This window comes from Fulvivirga imtechensis AK7, from assembly GCF_000331535.1.
GTDB lineage: Bacteria > Bacteroidota > Bacteroidia > Cytophagales > Cyclobacteriaceae > Fulvivirga > Fulvivirga imtechensis.
This window is the reverse complement of the sequence record NZ_AMZN01000037.1, coordinates 47,612-70,249: the sequence shown is the minus strand read 5'-3', so window position 1 is coordinate 70,249 and position 22,638 is coordinate 47,612. Positions and strand designations below refer to the sequence as shown.

Here is a 22,638-nt window from a genome sequence, read left to right as displayed (position 1 = left end):
TGTATTGCACAACTTGTCATTGGTACTTTGGAGGGATCTATGCATAAGTAACTGCTCCAAAGGTGCATGAATCTCTCCCTTGGGGTCGAGATGACTGTGCTTCTTAGAAGATATTTTTCTTAACTTAATAACATTGAGAGCCCCTCCGGAGAGGCAGGTGCGATGACGACAAGAGTTTTTTTAATCCCTCCCGACTCCCTCTGTTGATAGAAAATTAAATGGTTACTAGTCAGCCACTCGCAATTTGAAGCTTAACACTGTATCGTAAGGAGTGTTTAAACATAAACATTCATCACAAAAACAAAGAAGGATATGAAAGCAGTGAGATATCATAAACCAAAAGACGTAAAGGTGGATACTGTAGATGACCCCAAACTGGAGCACGAAAGAGATGCCATAATCAAAGTTACTGAAACAGCCATTTGCGGATCCGATTTACATATTTATAACGGCAAGATCCCTCAACTTTCCAATATGATAGTCGGTCATGAATTCATGGGCGAGGTAGTTGAATTGGGAAAACAGGTAACTAATCTTAAGGTCGGAGACCGTGTGGTGGTGCCATTTCCTGTTAGTTGTGGAAGCTGCTTTTTTTGCCAGCATAACCTCTATCCACATTGTGAAAACTCTAACGAGAAGCATTATGGTCCTGAGGGAGCCCTGATGGATCAAAAAGGAGCCGGCTTGTTCGGTTATACTGATTTGTACGGAGGTTATGCGGGTGGTCAGGCAGAATATGTACGCATACCTTATGCCGATGTGGGCCCACGCAGGGTGCCGGATGCTCTTACCGATGATCAGGTACTTTTCCTGACTGATATCTTTCCTACTGGCTACATAGCTGTAGACTGGGCCAATTTAAAAGGAGGTGAAACAGTGGCGGTTTTTGGCTGCGGACCAGTAGGTATAATGGCGCAAAAGTCTGCCTGGCTACATGGCGCTGGTAGAGTGATTGGCATTGATATTCAGCCTTATCGCCTGGAAAAGGCTAAGAAGGTTGCAAATTCTTTGGTGATCAACGCTGCAGAGCAGGATGTGGTCGGCATCATCCGTGATATGACCGAGGGCAGGGGAGCTGATGTATGTATTGATGCCGTTGGTATGGAGGCTGATAGAAATACGCTGGAGAAAGTAGTGAACACTGTAACCGGACAGGTAGGCACTACCAATGTTTTGGAAAGCTGCTTCAGTACCGTGCGCAGAGGTGGTGTGGTGTCGGTAGTAGGCGTTTATGGATCTCATTATCACAACTTTCCTCTCAGTCAGTTTTTTGATAAGGGATTGACACTCAAGGCGGGGCAGGTTCCCGTTCAGGCGTATATCGATAAATTAATCAGACTGGTTGAAGAGGAAAAAGTGGTATTGGAAGATATCATTACTCATAAACTGCCCCTTTCGGAGGCTCCGCATGCTTATGAGATCTTTAACAATAAAAAAGATGATTGTCTGAAGGTAGTGTTAACACCCTAATGTCGCTGAACGCAACCAATAAATAGTTTTACTCCAAACGGTAACTAATTCCTTGTATTAAGCACCAAGTCAAAAAACAAAAACTAAGAATTATGGCGCAGGCATCATTTCAAGTTCAAACCTACCAGTATTATAACTGGTCTTCCAGATCAATAGGGAAGACGAACCTGATATTGAAAGGGGCATCAGGAGAGCGATGTTCGGTATGGTTTTATGAAGATCCAGATGAAGAGCTCCCTCATGCTACCAAATCTGGAAACAATTATTCGTTCTATTATCACCATTATCAGTTGGAGCACCTGATAGACATGCTCAGGAACGAAAAACCCATATATGTGTATTTCAATGATGATAATGGCTGGAACAACTCCAGAATATCAACTACCGATGAACCTGTTGGTGAAGGGGAAGAAAGCTAATATATGGAAGTAAGAGGTTGCCTCGAAAAAGCTCTGATGCCATCCTGAACCTGATATAGGAACCCTTGTTTCCATACATGGGGATCCCAATCAAGTGCGGAATGACAACCTGACTTTAGAAGACAGCCTCTTAACACAATGTTATTTCATTGCATAGTAGCATTGAACTATGCAGGATTCAAAACCTGTTTCATAGCACGCAATAGTGTTACCTCCTTTTACTGTGTTTCGCTCACCAACCTGAAGATCGGTAACGAAACTTTTTACTTTCAGGTCCTTGATGGACAATTTGCTTTTCATGGCCTTTAAAATCTAGTTCTCCCTATTTACAGGTTTAGGGTTTTACCTACATTTTTAAATTGAAAAGAATAACTGAATAAAGCCATCCCTGATATCCACCATTTTAACTTCTAACGGCATTTGGCTAACCGGTATCAGCTATCCCCTTTCGGCAACTTTTTTGATCTCCTTTAAGATCCCATCCCAGCCCCCCTCTGACTGCGTGTCCTGGTACCGCTTTTCCCCGTTAGCCACTTTAGCAAAGTCTCCCTGAGTGATATTTAGTCTTGTATTACCATTCTCCGAAGTCAATCTATAGGTTACAGTGGTATAATTCTCCGGAATATCTTCGATGTCCGCGTTAGGGTCGATGGTGGTGTATGCCAGGTATTGACAGGGCTCGATGGCTTTTACCTCGCCCTTTACCGCTACTATTTCCTTACCATCAAAAACACCCTTCCACAACACCGGGCTACCCACCTTCCAGTCGGATAGTACCTCACAGCCAAACATATATTGCTTTGTACGCTCGGGGCTAGTCAAAGTATTCCAAACCTTACCGGGTTCTGCATCGATAATGATCTCACCTTTTACAATTAATTCATTTTCCATAGGACTCATTTTGTTAGGATTATTAAAAATTTCATAACAAAGAAAAAAGGAATGTGTGACACCCTTATGTCAGTAGATATTTGGAGAGCAACTAAAAATTTTCAGGAACGCTTTAACAAATTTATATAGAACAATAGTCCTACCAACGCTGCCACACCCGCGCTGCCCCACCACAGTATCTCAAAGCCACTATTAGCCACCACACGCGTGCCAAGATAAGGCGCCAGCATAAAAGCTGTTGCCCAGCTTAATGAATACAGCCCCAGGTAGCTACCCTGTTTACCCTTTCCTGCAGTATTGATGACATGTGTCACCATAAATGGCATGGCCATGATCTCTGCAAAACTAAGAACAAACATAGCCACCACAAGTAACAAGACCCCTCCCGCCAGGTTGAGCATTGCATACGATACACCACACAGCATGGTACCTGCGACAATCATTTTCAAAATTGAAACCCTCTTTTCAAAATAATGAACCAGTATCATCTCAAAAAGAAAAACGATAAGCCCGTTCAGTCCCAGTAAGAGTCCTATTGTGCCCTCTGATAATTGATGAGCTTCCCGGTAAAACAAAGGAAGTGTGTTAAACAGTTGAAAAAAAACAATCGCATAGCCTGCGACCAGGAATACAAACAACAAAAAAGAAAGATCCCGGTACGGTGAACTGTGCTTTAATGCCTCACCTGCACCGGCTACCTGTTTTACTTTTCTCGGAGTTTTATTTCTAAAATAGAAAAAGAAAAAAATACCTGCTGAGATACAGGTAAGCCCATCGGCATAGAACAGTAGCTCATACGAATATGTAGCTAACATACCACCCACAGCAGGTCCCACGGAAAAGCCCAGGTTGATGGCCATCCGGTTCAGCGAATAAGAACGCGTCAGGTTTTCCGGCTTGGAGTAAGAGGCAACGGATGCCATGTTGGCTGGCCTTAAGCACTCCACTGTAAGGCTAACAATGAAAACTGCAGGTATAAGCCACTCAAATTCTGTGATCTGAGGCAAAAACAGGAAAAATACCCCTCCTACTACCAGGCTCAGAAATTGAACATAGTAATTGCCAATCTTGTCGGACAACCATCCGCCCAGCAATGATCCTGCCATGGCTCCCAGCCCGTATGCAGCCAGAACAACCCCAACCTCCTTAATGCCAAACTTGAGTGATTGCGTAAGATAAATGCTTAAAAATGGAAGCACCATTGATCCAGCCCTGTTGATGAGCATGACCAATGCCAGCGCCCAGGCTGCATCAGACAGCCCGCCATAAGCCTGCTTGTAAAGGCGGATGACCTGTTTCATTTTGAAGTTTAAATTATTGGTTACGCTAAGTGGGGTGAAGAGGTTGCCGGTTTTTTGAGTTGGGGGAGGGAATTTTCTTTTTGTGAATGAAGTATCGTCCATTTACTACAATGGCACCTACGTCAACTTGGGTTCGACATAGTGGTACCGATTTAAGGTATGCATATCAGAATAACAGGCCAAAAAAAACCTTTTAAGGTCATTCTACCTGTCCCGAAGTTCAAGGGTACTATCAACAACTTAGGAAGATCCTTCCTTCGTACCAATGACAAGTTTTCATTATATGCTGATAGTCAGATAACTATTCAATTCCCCACTACCATCATCCCGGACATAACGCAGTGAAGATCCGGGATCTCCTCGCTTCTGGCTGTGACTGAACTTCAGCCTCTGCCACCTGATTGGGGGGATCCTGAATATTTTCTCCGTTGCTCTACGAAAATTCCAGGATGACGTAGTGGTTTTTGATTTCTGTTGCTCCTCTGCTTCCTTTGTGGTTAATGATGGTGTAATGTCATTATCCACAAGATCAACTAAAAAGTTGTTGGATACCTCCCCGAGGCAAGTTCGGGGCAGGCAGGATGACCGCCTATTTTCAGGCATTTTATATCGAACTCAAGTTATCTTAATCCCTCCCATTAGTAAGCAACAAAAACGCCTGCTGATCCTCTCTAATAATTAGCGTTGCACTATCTGATCCGCCATCTCCTCCAAAATAAGACATTGCTTTCTCATTGGAGCATCGATCAACCTCGGAATAGCAAAAATCTGTATTTGCTGTGAATAACTTCCACTGTTGACCCTGGGTCAATTTTTTTAAGAAAATTTCTAACAATTCGGTTTGCCATAGACTCTTCTATAGGAGTGTTATAAAGACTCCAAAAATTATATGGGTTACCTTCAACAGTTAACATAGCTTTCAAGTACTTTAATGCTCCTTCAAGAGATAACTCAGATAGTTTAATACGGAAGTTGCGTTTCACTAAATATTGCATAACCAGAGGCTCATTTTGCTGATAGTTTCGCCAGCCTCGAATCAAATCTTGCTCAAGTACTTGTACTATGAAATTACTAGATGTTATAAATTTAAACAGTTCGTCTGCCGCCTTTTCGCGACTTTTAAAGCAAACTGATGTATTTAGAAGAAATGTGTTACTATTCAACACGGTGTCGACACCATCTAAAAAAGCTTTGATATCAACACTCTTTATATCCACTTTTCCTAATTTATTCCTAAAGCTTCAGCTCCAAAGTCAGGTAAAAAGTCCTGCCATCGGCCGGGATGATGCCGGGGCCGGGGTAGCCTGAGGCTCTGCGGGTGAAATAATGGTTATCGGTGAGGTTGTTGACGCTGGCTTCCAGCTTAGCGAATTTATAGCGGTAGCTGGCGGAAAGGTCCATAACGTAGTAGGTGGGAATGATCCCGGACACTGCGCTCGGATCCAAAGTTGCATTGGTAGCATCGGTAAAGTGCTCCTGTACGTAGGAGTACTGGTAGGTGATTTTAAAGTTCTTATTGATATAAGAAAGTCCTGTGCGGGCACTTAGTGGCGGCACGAGCTCCACCTTTTTTCCTGCTATTACCTTATCCATGGCAGGATCATTACTGGAAAGATATTCAGCGTGAATAGCGGAGACATTCACAAAGAGGTTCAGTTGACTATTATTGTTAAGGCCAAACATATCCAACAGATCTGCTTCACCAAAAGCTTCTATTCCTGTGCTGAAGGCATCAGAAATATTTCCCCTGAAACGGTAAAGTCGCACATTGACCTCATCCTTCTTTTGAATGGCGCTGATACGGTCGTTATATCTAAGATAAAACACACTAACATCATAATTGAACTTACCCGCTTTGTTGCCTCTCAACCCAAGGTCAAAATTGTACCCAAATTCGTCCTTGATATTTTCATCCACCACCAGGTTAGGGTTTGTTACTCGTATATCATTAAAGTTGATAGACTTATAATTTTGCGAGAAGTTGGCGTATAACTCCTTATTTTTCAGCTTATAGCTCAACCCGACACCAAAGAATATAAATGCTCTCTCTCTCCCTTTCGACTCGCTTACATTGAAGGTAGAATCTACAGCCAGACCAGTATTAGGGTCTTTAACAAGAATAGCATCCTTATAATAACCCTTAGCCCCCGTATAGATACGTTCGAACCTTGCCCCAGGCGTCACACTAAATTTTTCAGTAATATCGAAGATATTTTCCGCAAAAATGGAAATGTTTTCACTGGGGAGATTAAAGTCTGATCCCTCGAGATCATCAGGGTTGCGGAAGTCGAAGTGAGGTTCTGAGGTCGCATCTGCATTGCCTTGCTTTCTATCGGTAAAACCGTTGTAGTACCTGGCTCCCACTAAAGCCACTGCATGCTGACGGCCTATCGTATAGTTGTAGATAAGCCTCCCTTCGCTACCGAAATTGTTAAAATCATCAGAAAAAAGGTCTCGCGGCATTTCAAGGTCATCAATACGATCTATCCTTCCCAGGTTACCCAATGCATCTCTTCCTCCCAGCAAGGCAAAATTCCTGAGGTTAAACTTCAGCCTATCGTTGATTTTATAATCGATAATGTTGGCCATCAGGTTCCAGTTTACCTGAAACCAATTCCTTCCACGAATAGACTGCCTGGGATCATCAGCAAAAAAATAATCATTCAATCCTCCCGGTTGCTGTGCCAGGTAGTCCATGAACGTGTATTCGAACTTTACACTGAGCTTGTGCGAAGGGCTGTATTTTACGGACGCGTAAGCCATTTTCGAATCAAACTGACTATTTTCCCTCCAGCCGTCACCTTGTTTATACTGAAAGAACGTATAGTAGTTCCATGCCCCAACAGTACCCCCAACGCTGTTGAAAGTGCTAAGAAAACCATATGAGCCTACAGTATTTCTTGTCGTTACTTGAGCTTTTTTATCTTCCGGCCCCTCTTTCAGTACAAAATTGAGCAAGCCCCCGAATTGTGTCCCATATTGTAATGAGGCAGCTCCCCGAACCACTTCAATACGGTCCAACGCTTCAGTCGAGGGTGTATAGTAGCTTTCCGGGTATCCAAGTGCGTCAGCGCTAATATCATATCCATTTTGTCGCACATTGAAATTAGCGGTTCTGCTTGGATCAAGGCCCCTGGCGCCAATGCCTAATTGCAATCCTGCCCCATCGCTTTCCCAAATGTTGAGTCCGGGTACTTTTGCATACACCTGGCGACTGTTGTTCACCGCCAGGTTAGCAGTAATATCATTTAATTCAATCACCTCATTCTTCTTGCCTTCATAAATGGCAGCTCCCTCAACCGATTGCAACCTGCGGATGCCGGTAGTAGCTTCCCTCTCACTTTTAATCACCACATTATCAAGCTCAGTTGAAAAATCCTGCAGTTCAAAGTCAACCAGCAATGTCATTTTGCCCTCATCCAGTATTATCTCTCGTGTTGCAGTAGCTTTACCCATATAGAAGACTGCCAGGGCATATGTGCCATAGGGCACATTCGTCAGTTTATAACGTCCTTTATTATCAGTGTAGGTCAGGTAAGCAGTATTTTGAAGAAATACATCTGCTCCTTCCACCGCTTCGCCTTTATCGGTAACTACTGTACCACTAATGGTGACTTGTGCCAAAGCAACCTGCACAGAAGAAAGCAGCGTTAGTGTAAAAAAAATGTATTTCTTAATCCCTTTCATTACTTGCTATAAGACAAAATCCAATTTTTATGGTGAAATCCTTCTTTTTCTTTTGTGAGATCTATCTTGGGATCTATCAAAAGACGGCTGCCCCTGCCATTCAATGTAACATAGGCCTCCACGCGTATTTCCGGGTTTTTAACTCCCTGCTTTATGTATTCCCGCTCCAAAAACTGAGCATACTGTAAAATCATGTCTGGCTGCGTTGACATCTGTTTCTCCTGCATTGGAGTCAGATAATCATGTGCATAGGCCTCCCAACTGCGGCCGTTTTCAGGGTCGGTGATGTGAAAAATGGTATATCCAGCCTTTTCCATCAGCATTACCCGCCACGAAAAGCGATAACCCTGCTCTGTCCAGAAAAGCTCCCCCGGGTACAGCAGAAAGCGCCACGGCAACAGTATTTGTATAAGCAGAAAAACTGCAAAAAAACTTACCACAAGCTTACTCCCTACCGGAGCCGTTGAATTCCTGTTTCTCGCGATTGCTGCTTCCCTATAAACTCTGAGCCGCTGCAAAACTCGTATGATATTTTGAATAAAACGCTGATGAAAATCAGGTTTGAAAAAAATTAATGTAGCCAGGATCATGATGAATGGAAACATGCCGATAGGAAACAGCAACCATGTGAGAATATGAAAGGCTACTACAGCCAAATAAGCAAATGTCCTGGTTTTACCGTTGAACAACAAAAATGGGATGGAGAGATCGTAAACAGCGCCAAACCAGCTAAAGAAATACGCCACCCACAACTTGTCCAAAAACCCGCCTATTACAGGCAGATGAGTGTGAGGCAAAAGCCACATTCGCAATGGCAAAGCCTCAACCAACCAATCATAATTGAGTTTGGCTACCCCGGCATAGAAATACACCACGGCCAATTGAAGCTGAATGATCAGTACACACCAATAGGGTATTTTGTCCAGTTTTAACGCTGGCTTGCGCAGTACATCCAGTGAAAATCCTCGATGTGCAGGCAGGAACACCATCACCAGACTCACGAGACTCACAAAATAATAATGATTCAGGTAGTTGGTCTTGTCTATCAGTTCTACATAGGTAAAAGCTACAAAAAACAAGGCGGCGGAAATTCTGTAGAAAGACCCCAGCATCACGCCAAGCGCTGACAGCGCCATAATGACGAATAATGAATAAATACCTGCTTCTCCTAAAGGTTTTATCCACTCAAAACCGTAATAGGGAAAATAAAATTTTGGATCGAGATACTGTGTCCGTACCCACCCATTGAGCATAAACCTGATCACACTAACGAACATGACAAAGCCAAAAAGCACCCTGAAAACTGCTAAGGGTGCTATTGAGAATGGCTTATAAATGCTATCGTTAAGCTTTTTGATCATGATCAGTCACCATCATTATCCTGATATGTGATCAGTACACCGAGGGCAGAAGGCATATCTGCTTTTAATAAGACTACCAATGCCTGAAGCTCCTGATAGGCTTCATTGGCAGGGCCGGGATTAGTCTCCACCGTTTCTGAATACGGAGAAGGTATTTCACCCACCTCTTTAATGGCCAATTCAAACTGATCTTTGATCACATCGGCCAAAGTACCCTCTTGCGCGTTGATGGCATCAAGGTATTCATACAGGCCGGTTACATCTTCTTCGGGACCTATACCCATATAAAAATCTCTGATAGCCTTCAGGTTTTCCAGCGCCAGCGAAATGGAAATACCACTATAGTAGGCCTCCACATTGGCTGGAATCGGAATTCCATTGGAACGCTTGCCGAGTGGAATGCCTATTTTCTTGTCACGGGCTACCCGCTCGAAGTATTTATTCAATTCATTGACTATTAATCCAACACTGCTGCCCACATCTGTGCCATCCTTATTGATGAATGACTGTCGATAAGTGCCGGACCAGGCAGACGCAACATCATGCACCCTTTTCACTATGTCTTCCATCACCGCCTGTATATAGGCTCTCCTGTTGTCTGCGTTTGCATCATTTGTAAACATATCTACCACACCGGCCTCCGTATTTGCCACCCCGTAAAGTAAGTAGTCGATGGCCGGAAAACCTTTTTGACTTTGTGCATCACTGGTAGAAAAATCATATGTACCGGTAGCTATATTATTATCGATCCCGACCTTAGAAGCCGGAAAAGAATTCAATGAACTTATCAGGAAAGCATCGAAGGCCGGTCCAAAGTCCCAAAAGGAAGCTCTTTGCCAGGCATGGTAAGCTGCTTCGAATGCTGTTCGTGCATTACTGAGTGTAGTTGTAGTAGGATCAGCTACAAAAGCATTCATAGCTGCATCTAATGTAGTAGTTGTTTTATTGAGTGTATCATAGGCTGGAATAATGACATTATCAGCCAATTCTTCCAGCATCAATTGACGATCAAATCCGGGAGTTACACTCCCGGAGTCGTCATTCTTACATCCAATAGCGGTAAGTATGGCTAATAATGTTATTGTCGAAAATAGATTTTTCATTATTACAGCTCGTCTTTTACTGGCTCAAGTTCAGGATATACACTTACCAGGGTAGTTTTAGCATTTTGCAAACCAGCAACGGTAGCAGTCCAAAAATCACCCTCAGTACCAAAATCAGAATTTTTTATCTGGCTTAACTGTTCTTCGGTAATTTTCCTTACAGGGCTGTACTCCAGCGCCTTAACAAAAGCATAAGCTTCAGACAATACATGCAGGAAATCTCCTTGATTTTGACCGAAGTAATCAAGCGCTTCATTAATATAGTGAACGGCAGTGCCAGCAGCTACCAACTCATGTGCTTCATAAATAATTTCCTTTTGCTCATTTTTGATATCATACCTTTTGGCCACAATAGCTGCCCTTCCGGTGAGATAAGCATCCATCAATGTTTTGTTAGTACCTAATAATGCATCACGACCATTGGTATAGTTGGCCCAAAATCTTTTATACTCATCCGGCAACACAGGATTCCCGTTAGGAAAATCGGTGGGCACACCCCAGTAACCAAAGGCTTCGTCCCAGTGATGCTCCATTTTTGTATAGTTCTTACCACTTTCCAAATTGGTATTATCTACATCATCGCCTGTCTTGGCGTCAGAAAGGTATGAATTATAGATTTGGCTGTAGAAAACAGCTCCCATTAAGCCTTTTTCAATAAGTTGAGTAAATTCCTGTCCCTTTTCGTTCACCAGTATTGTTTTACCAGAACCTCTGGCAATGCGACCGGCTACACCGGCAGCAGCATCTCCCTTGGTGCTTGCAATAGCTGCTGCGTCAAAAAGCTCTTCAAAGGTTTTTTTCTCAGTTTCAAAGGTTTTATCCTTCAACTGCTTAGTAGATGCATTAAGCGCTGGATCCTCAAAAGGAGAATTTTCATTAGAATACATGTTCAATAGTTTTTGCAATTCGAGCGTCTCTCCTGCATCGCCAGTTGATAAGTAGGCCTTCATTTCTGAAACCATATTTAAACGGTCTGTCTGTCCCTGAAAGTTAACAGTAGACTGCCCATCTCTGGTAAATTCATAGGTTTGGGGAACTTCCAAGGTAGGTTGTGCATCATCATCATCGCCACAAGAGAAGAGTGTTCCAACAATTAGCAAGCTTAATAGTAGTTTATATTTCATCGTCTTTGAGTGAATATTATATTTATTTAGACTTGGTTTAAATAATGATGCAAATATAGCAGCCGCTTTTTACTCGTCAAACTTATTTAGATTAATTTTAAATAAATTCAAAATTCAGCGTTTCGTGTCTGATGTTTGATGTCTTTTGAACTTCCCTGATTAGGATTACTGGTAGTTGCTTGCACTTGTGCCTACTGCTTCTGCTGATTGCCTACTGGTTTGTATCTATGTTAAGGGCTAACTGTTAATTGTTAATTGTTAGTGGTTGCTTACTGGTCGAGGACTGCAGCCGATTGGTCTGTTTGGTATTTATTTGCTGCTTGAAGCTTAGAGCTTTCGGCTACACTGCTCCACTTGCCCACTGCTTCTGCCGATTGATCTAAGGCGAAAGCTTTACTAGTCCTTCCAGGCTTAGTAAAGCCGGCTTTTGTTACTTAGTGACTTTAAGAAAACACCAATGTCTGCGTTACGCTCGCCCCAAAAATGCTCACGTACCTCAGTGCGCTCCGCTTTTTGGCACTTCACAAGCGTTGACCTTGACGTTTTCTTAAAGCCATTTGGAGTTTTCTTATAGACACTACTTAATATTCATGCCCCAAGATGTTTGGTTACATACAGCTTGAAGCTTAAAGCTTGCGGCTATACCGCTTACCTACTGCCAACTGGTTAAGTTTGACATAGAATTAAAACTGTGAACTGTGAATTGAGAACTAAAAAACTGTTACATCACTTCGCCACTACCTGCATCAAGATGCCACAAAGCCAGGCACCGTAGGTACCAAGGGCGTAGCCTAAAACAGCTAAAAGCACCCCAACCGGAGCTAGTGAAGGATGGAAGGCGGCCGCTAAAACAGGTGCTGAGGCTGCTCCTCCGATGTTGGCTTTACTTCCAACTGCCAGAAAGAAATAAGGAGCATGGATCAACCTAGCCACAATGATCAGCAGCGCTGCATGAATAATCATCCATACCAGTCCGACCAAAAAGAAGCCGGGGTTTTCCAAAATGGCCAGCACATCCATCTTCATGCCTATAGACGCTACAAGAATAAATATAAAAACAGTACCTATCTTGGAAGCTCCTGCACCCTCTAACTGGCGTAATTTTGTAAATGAGAATATAACTCCGATGGCTGTTGAAATAACCACAATCCAGAAAAACTGGGAATCAAGGCTGAAGTTTTTAAGATAGGGAGCATTTTCACCTATATAGGGTGCTACAATATCAGCAATGAAATGAGCAAAACCTGTGGCGCCAAACCCAATGGCAAGTATGATCATAAAATCTGCCAAAGTAGGGATCTTAGCTATGCTAAGGCTATATGCCTCCATTTTATCCTTTAACGTTGTGATGGCAGAATTATCGGCTTTGAAAAAATGATCGATCCTATCCGTCCGGCCTATTCCCAGCAATAAGGCAGCCATCCATAATTCCGCCACTATTACGTCCACTGTTATACTAACTGAAAACAGGGTATCGGTAGGTTGAAAAAGCTCATACATAGCCGCCTGATTAGCGCTCCCCCCTATCCAGCTACCTGCTATGGTGGTCATCCCTCTCCAGACAGCATCAGGACCGATACCCCCAACAAATTCAGGATTAATTGCTGAAACAATAAGTATGGCCAGTGGCCCGCCTATGACCACACCTATTGTTGCCGTAAAGAACATGACCAACGCTTTTGGCCCCAATCTTATTACTTCCTTTAAGTCCACACTTAGCGTCAGCAAAACCAGGCAAGCGGGTAGAAGATATCTCGATGCAACAAAATATAGCTTCGACTCCTCAGCATCCACCAGACCAAATGTATTCAGTAATGAAGGCAGAAAATAACACAGCAGAATAGTGGGAATAACTTTGTAAAACTTCTGCCATCCCGGGTTTTTACTTGCCGCTGTTTTGAAAATAATGGCTAGCAAAGTCATTAAAATGCCAAAAATAACAGCATCGTTAGTAAAAAAAGGTTCAAAATGTTCTTCCTTCATCACGTTTTGGAGTTTATAGATTTCCCAAACTAATGCATATTAGGCAAGAATTACAAATTGCTTTTTAATTCCTTCACCACCTCAACCAGCTCAGAAAGCATCATGGCAGTCGCTCCCCACACTGTTTTACCAGCTATGTCAAAGAATGGTGCATTTAGACTGTAAGATCCACGAACAAGTATGTCTTTTCTTTTTACTGTTGATTTTTTAACCAGGAGCGACAAGGGAGTTTCCACCAATTCCTTCACTTCGTATGGGTCAATATTAAATTGAGGCTTTTTTTCGGTGAAACCTACAACAGGTGTTACGCGAAAGTTGCTAGGAGGAATGTAAAGATCTGTCAGTCTCCCGATAACGGCTATGTCAGACATATTAACCCCGATCTCTTCGCTGGTTTCCCTTAACGCGGTGTGTTCCAGGTCCAGATCCCCTTCCTCCCATTTCCCCCCTGGAAAGCTTACCTGGCCACCATGCGTACCTCCGTAGTCATGTCGCTGTGTCAGTGGGAGGTATATCTCACCATCAGATGGATAAAACAGAATCAACACGCCCCCTAAGCGAGCATTATTCTGGTTGAGGTCAAACCGTGAGTTGATACTTTCTACAGGCATCATCAATTTCTGAGCCTCTGCCCCGGGCAATGGCCTTTTGAGCCTCCCCTCCAAATTTTTCACAAATTCCTTAATCACGATACTTTTTAAAAGCGTCCCTGTTGGTTAGTTCTACATATGATTTACCGGTAACCGGCTCTCCACCCATAGTTCCTACTACAGAGCACATTCCCTCCCAATAATACAGCTTATATAATGAGGTAAATCCTACTCCCAATTCCTGGTTAGGCATCCTGGCTTCTATTGTTACATCTAAATCAAGCTTATCAATGGCCAATTTCCACTTCACCGGGTAAATAGCCTTCGACTTACCACTTTTCCAAAAATCAAGCTCTATAAGCTTAATATCTTTCTTATCAATAGAGATTACCTCATTATTGCTGGTATAGTAGCTGCCGCCATAAAGCACATTATTATCACCAAAATGATGCAACCTGTATAGCATCAGCTCCTCTTTTGGCTGGTCCAACTGAATTGATATCCAATCCCAGGCCACCTGCTTCTGCCACACGCCTACGCAATTCCACTGTCTGTCATACCATAGCTCCCCGGCTACCTCAACAGAATCACCATTGATATAGAGTCTCCCCGTTGCCTGCAGCCTTGGGTAGGAATAGTATCCGGCTTTGGTGTATTCTCCATACGTTTCATAGCCAGTGCCATTGTGAAGCAGCACTGGCTTGCTTGGTTCTGTCGACAATGTAATAGCTACTTTCTGTTTGGCCATGTTTGCTTCGATTGTATACTTTCCTTCTGCGCCTTGTAAAATATGTGATCTGTTCTTGTCGTTAATAGCCAGATAAACCGGCAACTCAGGCTGAAGCAGGCTATCTTGCTTTTCAATTTTGTAGTCATGAAGGAACAAATTATTGGCAGGATCAGTCACTGCAAAATTGGTCATCAGGTAATCATGCTTATTTCTGGGGTTAAAATGAAATACAACATACTCAACTCCATATTCTTTGCCGGAGTGAACATCGCTGAGGTGCCCCGTGAAATACCACCACTCCAGCGAATTTTTAAAATGCAATGCTTCGTCCTGCGGGGGGCCAGCTTCATTATTGTAGATGTCATTGCCGCTGTAAGGCGTAAATTTGCAAGATAACAGCCCCAGGAGGCAGATTAATGGCAGTTTTTTCATCACCTGTTTAAACATCATTAAAAATAAGATGTTTGTAGAATAAATAGTATTTTGCCTACTCAAAGTAATAGTTACGCTCAAAGAATGTTTAAATCAGCGGCTTGCATTCTACTTTTTGCTTTAATATTCCAGACCTCACATGCTCAGGAAACCATTATAAATTGTACAGATTCTGTTTTTTGTGTGCCAGGTGTAGTAGGCCTTCCGCGCTCCAAAGGTATTGTAATTAAGCGAGAACTCGTCAGGGACTACCTCATTCGATCGGAATCAGACGGAGGCAAAGCCTCAGCAGAAATCAGGAGAAACAGAAGATGGGAGTTTAAATTAAGAGCCCCGATCATATTAAAAGATGGTTTTAAAATGGCTGCAGGTATCAAGTATTATGTTGAAGAGTTTAATTTTGAAAACCCCGAATCTCTTAATTTTCCTTTCTATCAAAACCTTGAGGATCGCTCACTCCGAAGCATACGAGGCGATATATTCATTGTAAAACCCACACTGACCAACAAGTATTATATCCTCCGGCTGAGTGGTGGCCTCAATGGTGACTATAGTTCCGAATCTTTCGCCAAGAGCGACTTTTTTAAGTTTTCCATCTCATCACTCATGGGCTGGAAAAAGAATGACTATGTATCCTATGCATTCGGTGTGGCCTTTAGCTATGGCTTTGGCCGCAGGTCTGTTTATCCCATAATAGTTTACAATAAAAGTTTTAATAATAAATGGGGTATTGAGTCAATACTCCCGGCAGAGATCAAACTGAGGTACAGTACACTCAATCAAAAAAACTATTTCTACGCCAAGGCCGAGCTTCATGGTGCCAACTACAGTGTACGACTGGACGAGGCAAAAGAAGACCTTGTATACCTTAATAAATCAGAAGTACGCTTCCTACTCTCCTGGGAGAGAGAAATTCATGACTGGTTATGGTTTGGCGTTGAAGGCGGCCTGCGTAGCAATATTAATTTCGACCTTTCCAGCGATTCCTCCATACGCACTGATGTAGTCATTGAAAATAGCCTGAACCAGGCGTTGGTTTATAACTTCAGCATCTTTGTTGTACCCCCCAGGAAAATGCTGAAATAAGAAATCCGGCCATTTGCAATATAATATTCTATAAACCTTTGCATTAACAAAACGAAATACCATAAATAAGCTTCTTGTTCAGCTTTAATTTTCAATATAAAATTGATACCTTAAAGCTGCTAAAAAACACTAAAAACAACTTAACTATGAAGAAAACTTACACAACGCTCCTGGCGTTCTGTCTCAGCTTAGTGCTGTATCAGACAGGTCACGCTCAGGAGATCCAGGTCACCGGGAAGGTGACCGAAGCCATGACCGGTGAACCTATTGCCGGGGTGAATGTGATTCAAAAAGGAACTACCAGCGGCACCATTACCGATGGAAATGGAAGATATTCACTGACAGTTCCTACAGGATCAGTTCTTCAATTTTCATTTATCGGGTATTTAACTGAAGAAGTGACTGTAAATTCAGCCAACCTTGACGTAACTCTTAGTGAAGATATTACAAGTTTGGAAGAGGTGGTAATTTCCGGTTTGGCCACAACGATTAAACGTTCTAATTTGGCAAACTCCGTTGCAACCGTTTCTTCTAAGAAACTTACAGGCCTAACCAATCAGTCGACTATGGATGCCGCCCTTTACGGGAAGTTTAAAGGCGCTGATATCAGATCCAACTCCGGGGCTCCCGGCGGTGGCATTTCTATGCGTTTAAGGGGCGTAACATCCATTTTCGGAGATCAGCAGCCACTGTTTATCGTAGATGGTGTGTATGTTGACAACTCTTCAATTTCATTGGGAAATAACATCGTAAGTGAGGCTGCCGGTGGTGGAAATCCTTCTACCAACCAGGATGATGCGTCTAACAGAATCGCTGATATTGATCCTGAAGACATCGAAAATATCGAAATACTAAAAGGAGCGTCAGCCGCTGCCATCTATGGGTCACGAGCGGCCGGTGGTGTGGTAATTATTACTACAAAACGCGGAAAAAAAGGAGGTGATTCCAGAGTGTCATTTTCACAAATTGTGGGTTTCAGAAGTCCTACACAACTACTGGGTCTAAGGGATTGGGATCCTGCAGAAGCAGAGGCTATTGGTGGCCCCAGTGCAGCAGCGGCAGTAGCCAATGGTCAGCTAAGGGATTATGAGGCTGAACTATTCGATCATACCAGAGTTACCAACACTTCACGAATCACAGTATCAGGAGGTAGAGAAAATACGGATTACTTTCTTGGAGCTACTTATAAAAATGAACCCGGCTTGGTAGACAATACCGGTTATGAAAAAGGCTCATTCAGGCTCAATGTTGGACATAAGTTTAATGATTGGCTAGACATTTATGTAACTAATAATTATATTAATTCAACGTCTGACAGGGGTTTCTTCAACAATGGAAACGCTAACAGAACTATCGGATACGCGTTGGCCTTCACTTATCCTTGGGAAAACCTCTCTCCGGTAAACGGAGCATATCCACAGGGCGGAGCAGGCTCAAACGTTCTTGAAACAGTAGCTATTACCACAAACCGGGAAAATACTAACCGCTACATAGGAGGCGCAACCGCAAATGTGAAAATAATATCGAAGGAAAATAACCAACTCAAATTAGTTCTACAAGCAGGTTTGGATCAGTATACACTTAGAACTACAAGTATTTTTCCTCAACAGCTTTCGTACTTCAGAAATCCTACTTCATTAAGAGGTGTTTCGATTTCCGGAAGTACAATTACAACCAACTATAATTTGTCAGCTAACCTAGTTCATTCTTACTATCTGGATAACGGTCTAAGTTTTACTACTCAGTTAGGTAACTTTTTACAAGATTTTGATAGAAACACAGTAATCACTACTGCGACTGGACTTAATGGTTCTCAAACTAACTTGGGTCAATCAACCAATGTTGGTGTTCAGCAAATAGACCTACCACAAAGAGATAAGGGTTTCTTTGTTCAGGAAGAAGTAAACTATCAGGACAAAATTATTGCTACCTTAGGCATTAGAGGCGACAAATCCACTAACAACGGTGATGCCAATCAATTCTACTATTATCCAAAAGCAAGTTTGGCCATTAACCTCCATGAATTCAGCTTCTGGAATAGCACTACTATTACTAATGTCAAACCACGTATTGCGTATGGGCAGTCAGGGCGATTTGCTAACTTTAATGACAGGTTTAGCTTAACAAATCCTCAGCTAATTGGTATCAATTCAGGGGTAAGTCCTGCCAACCTTCGTGGCAACCAAGATGTTGGTCCGGAACGACAAATTGAGTTGGAATATGGAGCAGACTTAGGCTTCTTAAACAACCGGATCGCTCTTGACATTACTTTATACAAGAAAACAATGGAAGATGTATTACTACGTTTAAACACCCCTACATCTTCAGGTTTCACTGCAAGGGTGGACAATGCTGCAGAGTTAGTGAATAAAGGGATAGAACTGGGACTGGATGCCTACGTTATTCAGAATGCCTCTCTAAACTGGTCCACTACAATTAATTGGTGGAGAAACAGGTCAGAAGTAACCAGATTAGATGTTCCTGCATTTAATGAAGGTGGTTTTGCGGCTGCGCTTGGAACCATGAGGATTCAGGAAGGTAAAAGCGCCACACAAATTGTGGGCACATATATTCCTTCTGAATGCAACGGTTGCGATCCTGATGGGGATGGTTTCGCTGTTTATGGAGACGCTGAGCCGGACTTTCAAATGTCGTGGTTTAACCAGTTGAGTTATAAAAACTTTGACTTGAGCTTCTTGTTTCACTGGAAGCAGGGTGGTGACGCCATCAACTTAACTACGCTTCTGTATGATCTAGCTGGAACAACCTGGGATTATGATGATACTGGTTTGGATCCCGAAGGCGTGCTTACCAATGGTCAATATAGAGCCAGTCAGGCTTTCGCCAATCCTGATCCATTGATTGAAGATGCCGGATATATCAGACTTAGAGAGATAGGTTTGTACTATACACTTCCCAAGCAGTTAATCCCTCAGGTTTCTCAAATACGAGTAGGTGTATCGGGCAGAAATCTTATTAATATATTCGATTATAACAGCTACGATCCGGAAGCATCGAATTTCGGGAATAATGTACTGGCTAACAATGTGGAGGTAACGCCTTACCCTGCGTCCAAATTTATCAACTTCCACCTAAATGTTAATTTTTAAAAGATATCAACTATGAAAAATATACTTAATATATTATTGATAGTAGGTGCAGTAGTTTTCCTCTCTTCCTGCGAACTTGAAGAGATTAAAAATCCCAATGCCCCTACTTATGGTAGCTTCATTGAAAATCCGACCCAGGCTGATGCCCGGTTACTGGCAACTGGCCTGGAAGCCGTAATGAGAAATGATATCGGCTTTCATTATCAAACAGTTAGTATTATGGGGCGTGAATATTATGACCTCACAGGTGTGGACCCTCGATATACAGGAGAATTATTAAAAGGTCCATTGGATAATAATGGTTTTTTAACAACACGTTCTTTTGCAGCCTGGTACAAAATTGTACAAACGGCTAATCTTCTCATGCAATCTGCCGAACTGGCATCACCAGATTTCACTCAAGAACAAGAAAATAGTTATTTTGGGTATGCTAAAACGTTGAAAGCTTATGCCTTGTTAATGGTAGCGAACCGACAGTACACCAACGGCATACGGCTTGAGGTTTCGGACCCAGATAATTTGGGCCCATTAGTTACTTATAGTGTAGCATTAGAAGGTATTATGGATCTTCTTAACGAAGCTTATAATGAACTACAGAACTCGCCCGGCCAATTTGATTTTCCTTTAAGTTCAGGTTTTACCGGATTTAACACCCCTGAGACTTTTGCTGAATTTAATAGAGCCATAGCAGCAAGAGTTGCAATTTATCAAGGTAATAAGGCATTGGCCAGGACCCTGCTAAATGATTCATTCCTGGATTTGAATGGAGATTTAGATGAAGGGCCGGCTCATATTTTCGGAGGTCGAGTAGGTAACGATCTTCCTAACCCACTTTTTTACATACAAGACCAATCTGGACAGGAATATATGGTACACGATTCATGGCTGGCTGATGCAGAACCTGGAGACAACCGTGTAACCACAAAATCTGACCCATACGCTGGAGGCCCGGTAACCTTTGATAATCTCACAGCTACAAATCAGGTAAATCTCTACAGTAGCAATACAGATCCTGTTCCAATAATTCGCAATGAAGAGTTAATCCTTCTTTGGGCTGAAGCCAATATAGGATTTGACAATGCAGAGGCTGAAGACGCATTGAATGTAGTTAGAAATGCTGCTGGTATCGGAGACTATACCGGGGCTACTACAGATGATGCATTAGTTGATGAATTGTTACAACAAAGGAGATATTCTCTTTTTGGAGAAGGTCACAGATGGATTGATCTCAGAAGGTATGACAGACTAGATGAAATACCCACTGATCGTGCAGGTGATAATGTTTTAGAAGCATTCCCAACTCCGGTAACGGAGAATGAAACGTTGTAGTTAGTGTCTCTAAGAAAACTCTTGTCCTCATCGCGCCTGTCCCGGGCTTGCCACGGGGAGGAATCGAAGCGATCCCCTCTTAATGCACGTCAAAGAAGAGGGGATTGCCGCACTTCGTTCGCAATGACGATAAATTGTAAGTTTTCTTAGAGGCAATAGTTAGATTTTAGTATTTGACACATACAATAAAATGCCGAAGGATTTTTTTCTTCGGCATTTTTATTGTGTAACCTCCTTGCTCATCCTGATCAACGCATGCCCAGCAACATTCGATGAATAATCCGGATCAGAGATGTACCCTAACCTATTATAAAAGCTTTCAAGATAACGATGTGGGTATAGTTCAAATTTTGTCACTCCTTGTTCAACTCCATAGCGCTCGAGTGCTCTGACAATCTCTGATGCATATCCTCTACCTCGAAATTCCCGAAGCACAGCAATCCTTGCCAATACACCTTTTTTATTTTCAATTACCATTCTTCCTGTACCTGCAACCCTGCCATCTACATACAAGAGTATATTTAAAGCATGCTTATCTTCACCGTCTTTGTCCAGTTCCGCAGGTATACCCTGCTCTTTTGTAAAAACGCTATGCCTGATATCCCAGGCTATCTCCATTAATTCCACCTTATCTACATGGACTATTTCAATTTTTTCCGACATGCTGCTTTCTAGTATTTGATAATATGAATTAAGATAAGAACAATCCCCCTCAAAACCATGTTTTAAGAGAAAGGAGGTGGATGATGTTTCACAACAGAGAAGATGCTGCAAACCAACTGATAATAGCATTAAAGCAGTTTCGGCACGAAAATGCTGTAGTCTTGGCCATACCCAGGGGTGGCGTGCCATTGGGAAAAAAAATCTCCGAAGCACTACACTTTCCTCTAGACATAAGCCTTATCAAAAAAATAGGTCATCCTGCTAATAAAGAGTTTGCCATAGGCGCTGTGGGCCTAGAAGATGAGTTCTTCACGGAAACCGAACGAACAGTTTCGCGTGACTATGTTGATGAAGAAATAGACAAGGTAAGGGAAAAGCTACAGAAACGTTACCACCAATATATGGGAGACAGGCATCCTGTGAGTCTGAAAAATAAAACTGTAATTATTGTGGATGACGGAGTAGCGACTGGAAGTACATTGCTGGCCACTGTACAAATGGTGCAGCATCAGGATGCTGCCAAAATCATCGTTGCAGTGCCCGTTGGGGCACCGGCAGCCATCAGAAAATTAAGAACGGTGGCCGATGATGTTATTTGTCTGGAAACGCCCACCGATTTTAGAGCGGTAGGTCAGTTCTATGAAAATTTCGAGCAGGTTAATGACCGGGAAGTAATAGAAATGTTGCACTAAAAATAAAACCAATGGAGCATACAATGATCCGAGAGGAAGTTAAAATACCTTTACAGGAGGTGACTCTATCAGGCAACCTGGTAGTACCCGAAAATGCGATTGCCCTGGTGATATTTTCCCATGGATCAGGAAGTAGCCGGTTTAGTCCTAGGAACAATTTGGTTGCAGAACAGCTTCAAAAACGTGGCATAGCAACGCTCCTTTTCGATCTGCTGACCAAATATGAAGATGCTGTCTATGAAAACCGTTTTGATATCGATATGCTTACAGAAAGGTTAATAGCCGCCACACAATGGGTTAAGCAACAGGAGCACCTAAAAAAACTCCCCATGGGATACTTTGGAGCCAGTACCGGAGCAGCCTCTGCACTTATGGCGGCTTCAAAACTTGGCAAAGGCATTCAAGCCATAGTATCACGAGGGGGACGGCCCGATCTTGCATTACCTTTTCTTGACAAGGTAAAAGCTCCCACCCTGCTAATCGTTGGGGCGCTTGATACACCGGTAATAGAATACAACGAACAAGCATTAAAACAACTTACTGCTGTAAGTGAATTGAAAATTGTGGCAGGGGCAACACATTTATTTGAGGAAAGGGGTAAATTAGAAGAAGTGGCAGAGATGGCCGCGGCATGGTTTGAGAAGCATTTATAACACAATGCTTCCTG

At 42.6% G+C, this 22,638-nt stretch carries 20 protein-coding genes; 7 read left to right on the top strand and 13 right to left on the bottom strand.

Annotation, left to right across the window (positions count from 1 at the left end):
* Positions 1 to 312: 312 nt before the first annotated feature.
* Positions 313 to 1,470: a zinc-dependent alcohol dehydrogenase gene (locus C900_RS11015; protein WP_009579931.1), complete on the top strand. Its 1,158-nt coding sequence runs from the start codon at positions 313 to 315 to the stop codon at positions 1,468 to 1,470.
* Positions 1,471 to 1,562: 92 nt separating this feature from the next.
* Positions 1,563 to 1,889, top strand: coding sequence for a hypothetical protein (locus C900_RS11010; RefSeq protein ID WP_009579930.1), 327 nt, complete (start codon positions 1,563 to 1,565; stop codon positions 1,887 to 1,889).
* Between the two features lie 141 nt (positions 1,890 to 2,030).
* Here C900_RS11010 and C900_RS29890 read toward each other — a convergent pair whose 3' ends face one another.
* From C900_RS29890 to C900_RS10955, 12 genes are all read right to left on the bottom strand, one after another.
* Positions 2,031 to 2,189 carry a pinensin family lanthipeptide gene (locus C900_RS29890; RefSeq protein ID WP_009579929.1) on the bottom strand — a complete coding sequence of 53 codons (159 nt, stop codon included), beginning with the start codon at positions 2,187 to 2,189 and terminating at the stop codon, positions 2,031 to 2,033.
* A 138-nt stretch (positions 2,190 to 2,327) separates the two neighbouring features.
* Positions 2,328 to 2,780: an SRPBCC domain-containing protein gene (locus C900_RS11005; RefSeq protein WP_009579928.1), complete on the bottom strand. Its 453-nt coding sequence runs from the start codon at positions 2,778 to 2,780 to the stop codon at positions 2,328 to 2,330.
* A gap of 101 nt (positions 2,781 to 2,881) precedes the next feature.
* Positions 2,882 to 4,081 (bottom strand): MFS transporter, encoded by a 1,200-nt coding sequence (locus C900_RS11000; RefSeq protein WP_009579927.1) that lies wholly within the window; start codon positions 4,079 to 4,081, stop codon positions 2,882 to 2,884.
* Positions 4,082 to 4,360: 279 nt separating this feature from the next.
* Positions 4,361 to 4,684: a hypothetical protein gene (locus C900_RS10995; protein ID WP_040496523.1), complete on the bottom strand. Its 324-nt coding sequence runs from the start codon at positions 4,682 to 4,684 to the stop codon at positions 4,361 to 4,363.
* Positions 4,685 to 4,827: 143 nt separating this feature from the next.
* The gene (locus tag C900_RS10990; RefSeq protein ID WP_040496522.1) at positions 4,828 to 5,298 is read right to left on the bottom strand and encodes a hypothetical protein; all 471 of its coding nucleotides are present in this window, start codon (positions 5,296 to 5,298) and stop codon (positions 4,828 to 4,830) included.
* Between the two features lie 16 nt (positions 5,299 to 5,314).
* Positions 5,315 to 7,768, bottom strand: coding sequence for a TonB-dependent receptor (locus C900_RS10985; RefSeq protein WP_009579925.1), 2,454 nt, complete (start codon positions 7,766 to 7,768; stop codon positions 5,315 to 5,317).
* Positions 7,768 to 9,129 (bottom strand): HTTM domain-containing protein, encoded by a 1,362-nt coding sequence (locus C900_RS10980; RefSeq protein WP_009579924.1) that lies wholly within the window; start codon positions 9,127 to 9,129, stop codon positions 7,768 to 7,770. Before C900_RS10980 ends, C900_RS10985 begins: the two co-directional genes overlap by 1 nt.
* A gap of 2 nt (positions 9,130 to 9,131) precedes the next feature.
* Positions 9,132 to 10,232 (bottom strand): imelysin family protein, encoded by a 1,101-nt coding sequence (locus C900_RS10975; protein ID WP_009579923.1) that lies wholly within the window; start codon positions 10,230 to 10,232, stop codon positions 9,132 to 9,134.
* A 2-nt stretch (positions 10,233 to 10,234) separates the two neighbouring features.
* Positions 10,235 to 11,356 carry a DUF4856 domain-containing protein gene (locus C900_RS10970; protein ID WP_009579922.1) on the bottom strand — a complete coding sequence of 374 codons (1,122 nt, stop codon included), beginning with the start codon at positions 11,354 to 11,356 and terminating at the stop codon, positions 10,235 to 10,237.
* 726 nt (positions 11,357 to 12,082) lie between these two features.
* The gene (locus C900_RS10965; protein ID WP_009579921.1) at positions 12,083 to 13,339 is read right to left on the bottom strand and encodes a DUF819 family protein; all 1,257 of its coding nucleotides are present in this window, start codon (positions 13,337 to 13,339) and stop codon (positions 12,083 to 12,085) included.
* Between the two features lie 50 nt (positions 13,340 to 13,389).
* The gene (locus C900_RS10960) at positions 13,390 to 14,028 is read right to left on the bottom strand and encodes an NUDIX hydrolase (protein ID WP_009579920.1); all 639 of its coding nucleotides are present in this window, start codon (positions 14,026 to 14,028) and stop codon (positions 13,390 to 13,392) included.
* Complete coding sequence (locus tag C900_RS10955; RefSeq protein WP_009579919.1) at positions 14,021 to 15,109, bottom strand: lipocalin family protein; 1,089 nt, start codon at positions 15,107 to 15,109, stop codon at positions 14,021 to 14,023. The genes C900_RS10960 and C900_RS10955 overlap by 8 nt, the downstream gene beginning before the upstream one ends.
* Before the next feature lie 66 nt (positions 15,110 to 15,175).
* Here C900_RS10955 and C900_RS10950 point away from each other — a divergent pair, with 66 nt between their 5' ends.
* The 3 genes from C900_RS10950 to C900_RS10940 all read left to right on the top strand — a co-directional run bounded on the left by C900_RS10950 (position 15,176) and on the right by C900_RS10940 (position 20,616).
* A complete protein-coding gene (locus C900_RS10950) occupies positions 15,176 to 16,177 on the top strand; it encodes a DUF6268 family outer membrane beta-barrel protein (RefSeq protein WP_040496520.1) in 1,002 nt (333 codons plus the stop codon).
* 146 nt (positions 16,178 to 16,323) lie between these two features.
* On the top strand, positions 16,324 to 19,287 hold the full coding sequence (locus tag C900_RS10945) for a SusC/RagA family TonB-linked outer membrane protein (protein ID WP_157493995.1): 2,964 nt from the start codon (positions 16,324 to 16,326) through the stop codon (positions 19,285 to 19,287).
* Positions 19,288 to 19,299: 12 nt separating this feature from the next.
* Entirely contained in the window at positions 19,300 to 20,616 is a 1,317-nt protein-coding gene (locus C900_RS10940; RefSeq protein WP_009579916.1) for a RagB/SusD family nutrient uptake outer membrane protein, read from the top strand.
* 219 nt (positions 20,617 to 20,835) lie between these two features.
* Here C900_RS10940 and C900_RS10935 read toward each other — a convergent pair whose 3' ends face one another.
* A complete protein-coding gene (locus tag C900_RS10935) occupies positions 20,836 to 21,279 on the bottom strand; it encodes a GNAT family N-acetyltransferase (protein ID WP_009579915.1) in 444 nt (147 codons plus the stop codon).
* A gap of 80 nt (positions 21,280 to 21,359) precedes the next feature.
* Here C900_RS10935 and C900_RS10930 point away from each other — a divergent pair, with 80 nt between their 5' ends.
* Complete coding sequence (locus tag C900_RS10930; protein ID WP_009579914.1) at positions 21,360 to 21,971, top strand: phosphoribosyltransferase; 612 nt, start codon at positions 21,360 to 21,362, stop codon at positions 21,969 to 21,971.
* Positions 21,972 to 21,982: 11 nt separating this feature from the next.
* Positions 21,983 to 22,624, top strand: a complete 642-nt coding sequence (locus C900_RS10925; protein ID WP_221408122.1) for a dienelactone hydrolase family protein — start codon at positions 21,983 to 21,985, stop codon at positions 22,622 to 22,624.
* Positions 22,625 to 22,638: the final 14 nt, after the last annotated feature.

What these genes read in the sequence shown, in the direction of transcription:
- C900_RS10975 (WP_009579923.1), bottom strand. Translation starts at nt 10,232, where the DNA reads ATGAAAAATCTATTTTCGACAATAACATTATTAGCCATACTTACCGCT.
- C900_RS10955 (WP_009579919.1), bottom strand. Translation starts at nt 15,109, where the DNA reads ATGATGTTTAAACAGGTGATGAAAAAACTGCCATTAATCTGCCTCCTG.
- C900_RS10985 (WP_009579925.1), bottom strand. Translation starts at nt 7,768, where the DNA reads ATGAAAGGGATTAAGAAATACATTTTTTTTACACTAACGCTGCTTTCT.
- C900_RS10995 (WP_040496523.1), bottom strand. Translation starts at nt 4,684, where the DNA reads ATGCCTGAAAATAGGCGGTCATCCTGCCTGCCCCGAACTTGCCTCGGG.
- C900_RS10980 (WP_009579924.1), bottom strand. Translation starts at nt 9,129, where the DNA reads ATGATCAAAAAGCTTAACGATAGCATTTATAAGCCATTCTCAATAGCA.
- C900_RS10935 (WP_009579915.1), bottom strand. Translation starts at nt 21,279, where the DNA reads ATGTCGGAAAAAATTGAAATAGTCCATGTAGATAAGGTGGAATTAATG.
- C900_RS10930 (WP_009579914.1), top strand. Translation starts at nt 21,360, where the DNA reads ATGATGTTTCACAACAGAGAAGATGCTGCAAACCAACTGATAATAGCA.
- C900_RS10965 (WP_009579921.1), bottom strand. Translation starts at nt 13,339, where the DNA reads ATGAAGGAAGAACATTTTGAACCTTTTTTTACTAACGATGCTGTTATT.
- C900_RS10940 (WP_009579916.1), top strand. Translation starts at nt 19,300, where the DNA reads ATGAAAAATATACTTAATATATTATTGATAGTAGGTGCAGTAGTTTTC.
- C900_RS10945 (WP_157493995.1), top strand. Translation starts at nt 16,324, where the DNA reads ATGAAGAAAACTTACACAACGCTCCTGGCGTTCTGTCTCAGCTTAGTG.
- C900_RS11010 (WP_009579930.1), top strand. Translation starts at nt 1,563, where the DNA reads ATGGCGCAGGCATCATTTCAAGTTCAAACCTACCAGTATTATAACTGG.
- C900_RS10970 (WP_009579922.1), bottom strand. Translation starts at nt 11,356, where the DNA reads ATGAAATATAAACTACTATTAAGCTTGCTAATTGTTGGAACACTCTTC.
- C900_RS11015 (WP_009579931.1), top strand. Translation starts at nt 313, where the DNA reads ATGAAAGCAGTGAGATATCATAAACCAAAAGACGTAAAGGTGGATACT.
- C900_RS10950 (WP_040496520.1), top strand. Translation starts at nt 15,176, where the DNA reads ATGTTTAAATCAGCGGCTTGCATTCTACTTTTTGCTTTAATATTCCAG.
- C900_RS29890 (WP_009579929.1), bottom strand. Translation starts at nt 2,189, where the DNA reads ATGAAAAGCAAATTGTCCATCAAGGACCTGAAAGTAAAAAGTTTCGTT.
- C900_RS11000 (WP_009579927.1), bottom strand. Translation starts at nt 4,081, where the DNA reads ATGAAACAGGTCATCCGCCTTTACAAGCAGGCTTATGGCGGGCTGTCT.
- C900_RS11005 (WP_009579928.1), bottom strand. Translation starts at nt 2,780, where the DNA reads ATGGAAAATGAATTAATTGTAAAAGGTGAGATCATTATCGATGCAGAA.
- C900_RS10925 (WP_221408122.1), top strand. Translation starts at nt 21,983, where the DNA reads ATGGAGCATACAATGATCCGAGAGGAAGTTAAAATACCTTTACAGGAG.